At 37.3% G+C, this 6,472-nt stretch carries 7 protein-coding genes; 2 read left to right on the top strand and 5 right to left on the bottom strand.

Going from position 1 to position 6,472, the window contains the following annotated elements:
• Positions 1 to 32: 32 nt before the first annotated feature.
• Entirely contained in the window at positions 33 to 545 is a 513-nt protein-coding gene (gene def, locus A1D25_RS00515; protein ID WP_157393771.1) for a peptide deformylase, read from the bottom strand.
• Between the two features lie 110 nt (positions 546 to 655).
• Here def and dprA point away from each other — a divergent pair, with 110 nt between their 5' ends.
• On the top strand, positions 656 to 1,813 hold the full coding sequence (gene dprA, locus A1D25_RS00520) for a DNA-processing protein DprA (protein ID WP_205420561.1): 1,158 nt from the start codon (positions 656 to 658) through the stop codon (positions 1,811 to 1,813).
• A 163-nt stretch (positions 1,814 to 1,976) separates the two neighbouring features.
• Here the strand turns inward: dprA and A1D25_RS00525 are convergent, their stop codons facing one another.
• Entirely contained in the window at positions 1,977 to 2,252 is a 276-nt protein-coding gene (locus A1D25_RS00525; RefSeq protein ID WP_157393773.1) for an EexN family lipoprotein, read from the bottom strand.
• 70 nt (positions 2,253 to 2,322) lie between these two features.
• Between A1D25_RS00525 and A1D25_RS00530 the strand changes: the two genes are divergently transcribed.
• Complete coding sequence (locus A1D25_RS00530) at positions 2,323 to 2,574, top strand: helix-turn-helix domain-containing protein (RefSeq protein WP_157393774.1); 252 nt, start codon at positions 2,323 to 2,325, stop codon at positions 2,572 to 2,574.
• Positions 2,575 to 2,634: 60 nt separating this feature from the next.
• On the opposite strand, the gene fumC is transcribed toward A1D25_RS00530, so the two are convergent.
• The 3 genes from fumC to A1D25_RS00545 form a co-directional block, all read right to left on the bottom strand.
• Complete coding sequence (gene fumC / locus A1D25_RS00535) at positions 2,635 to 4,029, bottom strand: class II fumarate hydratase (RefSeq protein WP_157393775.1); 1,395 nt, start codon at positions 4,027 to 4,029, stop codon at positions 2,635 to 2,637.
• A 181-nt stretch (positions 4,030 to 4,210) separates the two neighbouring features.
• Entirely contained in the window at positions 4,211 to 5,185 is a 975-nt protein-coding gene (gene corA / locus A1D25_RS00540) for a magnesium/cobalt transporter CorA (RefSeq protein ID WP_157393776.1), read from the bottom strand.
• Between the two features lie 282 nt (positions 5,186 to 5,467).
• On the bottom strand, positions 5,468 to 6,301 hold the full coding sequence (locus A1D25_RS00545) for a DUF5718 family protein (protein WP_157393777.1): 834 nt from the start codon (positions 6,299 to 6,301) through the stop codon (positions 5,468 to 5,470).
• Positions 6,302 to 6,472 lie beyond the last annotated feature (171 nt).

Genomic DNA, 6,472 nt, shown 5'->3' on the forward strand with positions numbered 1-6,472 from the left:
CTTGTAAAAAATATCAGGAATCAGACCGCTTGTTATTTCGATCTAGCAATTTGTTTCTTGAGTTTTTGCATTTTCTCGCGGAAACGTTGGCGTTTAAGTGGAGAAATATGATCGACAAATAATACGCCGTTTAAGTGATCAATTTCGTGTTGAATACAAATGGCTAATAGCCCATCTGCATCTAGGATAAACTCTTCGCCTTGGCGGTTTAATGCTTTAACAGTGAGTTTTTCTTTGCGTGGAACTAAGGCTCGACAACCTGGGATAGATAAACAACCTTCTTCAATGCCTGTTTCACCACTACTTTCTAGAATTTCAGGGTTAATCAGTACGATTTGGTTAGCTTTATCGCCTTCAATATCAATAGTGATAACTCGTTTTAATACATTCACTTGTGGTGCGGCTAAGCCAATACCTTCGTGTTGGTACATTGTTTCAAACATATCATCAATAAATTGACGTAATTCGTCATCGACTTTATCTACGGGTTGGCAAACGGTTGCCAAATTCTCATCAGGGTAAATTAGTACATCTAATACTGCCATTTTTACGATCTCCATCGAAAAATTAAAAATAATTAGTTCGGCTATTCTAGTCTTTTTCTTACTATTAGGGAAACGATAGGCAAGAAAATTACGAAATAGAATAAAAAATGATCGAGACCACGAAATTATTAGCATTATTGCAAGTTCCACAGTTGGGAGCCCAAAAAATTGGGCGATTATTAAATGAAGTCGATTTTACAGTGTTTTGTGACTATGACAGAGAACAGTTACGCCAAATCGGGTGGAATGAAAAACAGATCCAACGTTGGTTTAATCCTGATTGGCGTTGGATTGATACTGCTTTAGCTTGGGCGGAAAAACCACAACAGCATTTAATTTCATTATTTGATGTGGAATATCCTTTTCTGCTACGCCAAATTAGTACCGCACCGCCTATATTATTTGTGAAAGGGCAAACTGAAGTGCTTTCAATGGCTCAAATTGCAATGGTGGGCAGTCGGGATTATTCTCATTATGGAGAATATTGGGCTGGCTATTTTGCTAGTGAGTTAGTCAAAAATCAAATTGCAGTAACAAGTGGGTTAGCGATAGGGATTGATGGGTTTTGTCATCAGAAAGCACTGGCAGAGAATGGTATAACTATTGCGGTGCTAGGAAGCGGTTTAGATCAAGTTTACCCAAGCCGACATAAAAAATTGGCGGAAAATATTGTCGCAAAAGGTGGGGCGTTAGTATCAGAATTTTTTCCTGACCAACCACCGCTCGCAGAGAATTTCCCAAGACGAAACCGTATTATTAGTGGTTTATCCTTAGGAACACTCGTGGTAGAAGCTACGCTGAATAGCGGTTCATTGATAACTGCCCGATATGCCTTAGAGCAAGGTAGAGAAGTGTTTGCCTTACCCAATAGCGTGCAAAATCCGTATAGTCAGGGGTGCCATAAATTGATTAAAGATGGGGCATTATTGGTTGAGAGTATCGACGATATTTTGGAAACGATTGCATATCAACGACAAGATAGTGTAATGAATAGAGTGACCCAACCTTCATTATTTTCGACGGAACAAGCGGTCAGTTCTACTCAAGAATTTACACATTTGCCTGCTTCACCACCACTTGCAAAAAATTTGCCTAATCTCACCGCTTGCCAACAACAGCTACTGGCTCAAATAGGGCTTGAGCCCATTAGTATTGATGATCTCGCCAAAGCGTGTGGAATGGGTATTGACAATGCGTTAATTGAATTGCTTAATTTAGAGCTACTTGATGCTATTAAACAGGTTAGTGGGGGATATGTAAGGTGTTAGATTTATTCCCCCCCCCCCCATTACTATCTATATTTCCCTAATTCTTCAACTGCTTCTTCTGCAAGTGTCAGCATTCCTCTGTATTTAGAATAAATGCTACATTTGTTTGAGTTATTTTAATGTTGATATTGAATTATCTATATAGGTAAAAATCCCCTATTTGTTATTTTTTACCTAATTCTTTTAATCTTTCTTCAGTTAAAAGTCCGCTTTTGTAATTATCTAATAAACCATTGGCACGTTTTACATTATTGCAAGTATGCTTATTGTCTAACTTTCCACTTTTACAATCATTTAAGACTGAATTTAATAAAGGTTCATTTGTTAAATAATCGTAAATGGTTTTTGGTTCTTCCTTGCAAGCAGTAATACCAGATACAGCTAATACACAAGTAACGATACTTGCAATTAAACCTGATGATTTTGTTTTATTTTCCATTTTTTTCTCCTTAGAATATATTTTGAACCTAAAACAGGTTCAATTATAACTCGCACCTAAAATAGGTGCAATGAAAAATTTAAGATTATCTATTCATTCAGAAGAATATGTTTGGTTACGACAACATTTGATTAACCGACGTATTGAATTGCAACTTTCTCAACGAGCATTATGTGAAAAAATGGGCGTGGTTTCTTCTTTTGTTGGGAAAGTAGAAACTGGAGATAGAAGGCTAGATATATTTGAATTTATTGCATATTGTGAAGGATTAGAGCTTAATCCCATTGAAGTAATACAGGATATTCAACGCAAGTTTGGATAATAGAAAAAGTAGGACGCTATAAACGTCCTACAATATTATTTTAGTTATTAGAGTTGTTGATTACTTCAAACTTCCAACCATATCTTCAGGGCGAACCCATTCATCAAATTGCTCTGCAGTCACTAATCCTAAGTTAATGGCTTCTTCTTTAAGTGTAGTACCATTTTTATGTGCTGTTTTAGCAATTTTCGCTGCATTTTCATAACCAATGTGGGTATTTAATGCAGTAACAAGCATTAGTGATTGATCTAATTGTTGTTTAATGCGTGGGTGGTTTGGTTCAATACCAATAGCGCAATGTTCATCAAATGAAACGCAAGCATCTGCTAATAGTTGTGCCGATTGTAAGAAGTTATATGCCATAACTGGTTTATACACATTTAATTGGAAATGACCTTGTGTGCCAGCAAAGGAGATCGTAACGTCATTACCTAGTACCTGAGCACAAACCATTGTCATTGCTTCACATTGAGTTGGGTTTACTTTACCAGGCATAATTGATGAACCTGGTTCATTTTCAGGAATTAAAATTTCCCCAATGCCAGAGCGAGGGCCTGATGCTAATAGGCGTACATCATTGGCAATTTTGTAGAGAGAGACTGCAAGCTGTTTTAATGCACCGTGGGTTTCAACAATCGCATCGTGAGTGGCGAGTGCTTCAAATTTATTTTGTGCAGTAACAAAAGGTAATCCTGTAAATTTGGCAATATAGTCAGCCACTTTTACATCATAGCCTTTTGGTGTGTTTAAACCTGTACCGACAGCTGTTCCCCCTAAAGCGAGTTCAGCAAGATGCGGTAAGGTATTTTCAAGGGCTTTAATACCAAATGCGAGTTGTGCTGCATAAGCGGAAAATTCTTGGCCTAATGTAAGAGGGGTTGCGTCCATTAAGTGAGTACGGCCAATTTTTACTACATCTTTAAAGGCTTCAGCTTTATCTGCTAAGGTTTTTTGTAAGCGTTTAACACAAGGAAGTGTATGCTCTACAACTTTTTTGTAGGCTGCAATGTGCATTGCGGTTGGGTAAGTGTCATTTGAAGATTGTGATTTATTTACATCATCATTTGGGTGGATAATGGATTTTTCACCTAGTTTTCCCCCATTTAAAACGTGAGCACGGTTTGCCACAACTTCATTCACATTCATATTGGATTGTGTGCCCGAACCAGTTTGCCAAATTACTAATGGAAATTCATCATCTAACTTATTTGCTAAAATTTCATCACAAGCGGTTGCAATTAAATCACGTTTTTCAACGGGTAATACGCCTAAATCGTGGTTTGCATAGGCTGCTGCTTTTTTTAAGTAGCCAAATGCTTCAATAATTTCAGCTGGCATTGAGCCTTCAGGACCGATTTTAAAGTTGTTACGAGAACGTTCAGTTTGTGCAGCCCAGTAACGATCTGCTGGTACTTTCACTTCGCCCATTGTGTCTTTTTCAATACGGAATTCCATAATTTCTCCTAAAAGTCATAGTTAAATGTTACGAGTAAACTAGAAAATAGTAGCATTGAGCAGATTAGAAAGGAATGCTCAATCTGCATACCTTTCATATTTTTGTCTATTTTGTGATATGGATCATAATTTTGACTGGTTTGATAGAGTTGTCAAAATGAAGAACTTTAGTATATCGACTTTACAACCACCCTTTCCGTTTAAAATAAAGATAAGGGGTAGTGGCAGCACAGATCATTAAGCCGATTGCCATTGGGTATCCATATTGGAAATGTAGCTCAGGCATAAACTCAAAGTTCATTCCATAAGTCGATGCAACAAGTGTTGCTGGTAGGAACATAACTGAAACCAATGAGAAGAATTTCATTATTCGGTTCTGTTCAATGTTGATGAAACCCATTGCAGCTTGCATTAGAAAGTTTACCTTTTGGAACAATGATTCGTTATGCGGTTGAAGGGATTCAATGTCTCGCATAATGTCGCGTGCCTGTTCTAGCTGGTTATTTGGTAAACGCGTTTTGCGTAATAAAAAGCTTAAGGCTCGCTGGGTATCCATCAAACATAAACGTACTTTAGAACTCATATCTTCCAACTCTGTTAAATCGGATAGTGCATCATCAAATTCAGTACCGTTTCTTTTTTCTTTTTCACTTTTATCTTGAGTGTTTAATACGACTCGGCTTAACTTTTCCAAATCTGCATAGATATTTTCAATCACGTCCGCTAATTGCTCAATTTTGGTTTCAAATAAATCAAGTAATAATTCATAGGCATTACCATCGATCATTTTTTCCCTGCGTGATCGCATTCGGTATAAGCGGAAAGCGGGTAGATCTCGGTCTCGTAAGGTAAATAAACGCCCATCACGAATGGTAAAGCCAACGGTGGCAATATCTGCATAGTCATCATCATCTAAGCAGTAAAAGAATGAGTGAAGATGTAATCCATCTTCGTCTTCAAAAAAACGAGCAGAGGCTTCTAGGTCTTCTAATTCTCGCTCTTCGGCAAGGGTTTGATCTAAACGTTTTTCGAGAACTGTACGCTCTTCATCACTTGGATCAACAAGATCTATCCAAATGGCGTCGTTTAATGTGTTTGGGTTGGTTTCATCAACGCTGATTAGGCGATCGTTATTTAACGAAAAAGCTCTGATCATTTCATACTCCTAATAAATGGTATGAGGCGATGAACACAAATGAACAAAAATAAGATACTGAACAGACCGACTCTCGTCGGCAAAAGGAACTTTGGACGAGGGGAAATTAACAAACTGATGAGTATCGACTGTGACTGTCCAAAATGCTGTATCCTCAAGGTGAAAAAAACGAGCGAATGGTAACGATTTAGCCCTTAGTCGTCAAGGAATTATCTGAATAAGCGGTAGGATTTACGATAAATTTTGCAAAAGATTTGCGAAATCTTACCGCTAGTCGTTGTATTACTTCACATATTGAATAAGAGCAGAAATATTTTGTGCAAATTGTTCATTTTGTGCCATTTCGACAATTTGTTGATGTGAATACTGCTCTCGAGGATAAACTACAACAATACTAGTATCGCCTTTTTGTAAGAAATTATGTTCGCCAAAATCAGTATAGCGTGTTGCGCCGATACTAATAACCGCTTTGGTTGGGTAATCTGCTTGTTGTAGCAGTTCGGCAATATGGTTCATTGGGCCTTCATCAGGTTGATTATTCATTCTATCTACAATCCAATCTAATAATTTTTGATGAAAGTAACTATAACCAACAGTTTGGCTATCAACGCCATACTCATTTAGCTCGCCGTTACGTTTATGAAAGCAAGCGATATTGTAATTATCTAAGTTCCCGCCTTGGTTAAAATGATCCAATGCAATAAATGTATTGGAAAGCCCTTTAGAATTTTCTCCCCAATTTTTCTTCTCACAAATTTTACGAGCATTTGGTCGGCGAATGGAACAATCGTTGTAAGCAGCAAAATGCGTTGGCGTTAGGGCAATAACCTTTTTATCTGAATACTCAATATCGCAAATCAATGCAACTTCAGGTTCGATTTGTAAATGATCCGCATCATTGGGAAAGGTAATGGTGTCAGCTGATAGTGGGTAAGTGGCAAGAAAGCGGTAGGTTTCAGATAATGTTTTACTAGGAACATAAAAAGGAAAGATTGCTTTAGGTTGAATTGCTTCGGCTGTTTTTACTTGTAAGAAATCAGCCGCTTCTCCTGCTTGTTCTAAATGCCCTGCAAAGTTGCCTGCAACGCCTAAGCCGATGAAATGTTGGTTTTGCATAAAAATTCCTTATTAATTTAAGTTAAGAAAAAAGCAGTTGCATAATACTGCGAATTGAATAAATAAAATAGAATTATAAATAATCATTTTGTTCTGTTTTTCACCAAGCGGTCGTTTTTTTAAAGTTTTTTGCAATTTTTCTGAAAAAAACACTTGCGTTGTTTTCGGATT

Origin of the sequence: Ursidibacter arcticus (assembly GCF_009761375.1) — a bacterium.
Classification (GTDB): domain Bacteria; phylum Pseudomonadota; class Gammaproteobacteria; order Enterobacterales; family Pasteurellaceae; genus Ursidibacter; species Ursidibacter arcticus.

Bases quoted from the DNA above. Each gene is read 5' to 3' on its own strand.
- def (WP_157393771.1), bottom strand. From the start codon at position 545: ATGGCAGTATTAGATGTACTAATTTACCCTGATGAGAATTTGGCAACC.
- A1D25_RS00545 (WP_157393777.1), bottom strand. From the start codon at position 6,301: ATGCAAAACCAACATTTCATCGGCTTAGGCGTTGCAGGCAACTTTGCA.
- A1D25_RS00530 (WP_157393774.1), top strand. From the start codon at position 2,323: ATGAAAAATTTAAGATTATCTATTCATTCAGAAGAATATGTTTGGTTA.
- fumC (WP_157393775.1), bottom strand. From the start codon at position 4,029: ATGGAATTCCGTATTGAAAAAGACACAATGGGCGAAGTGAAAGTACCA.
- corA (WP_157393776.1), bottom strand. From the start codon at position 5,185: ATGATCAGAGCTTTTTCGTTAAATAACGATCGCCTAATCAGCGTTGAT.
- A1D25_RS00525 (WP_157393773.1), bottom strand. From the start codon at position 2,252: ATGGAAAATAAAACAAAATCATCAGGTTTAATTGCAAGTATCGTTACT.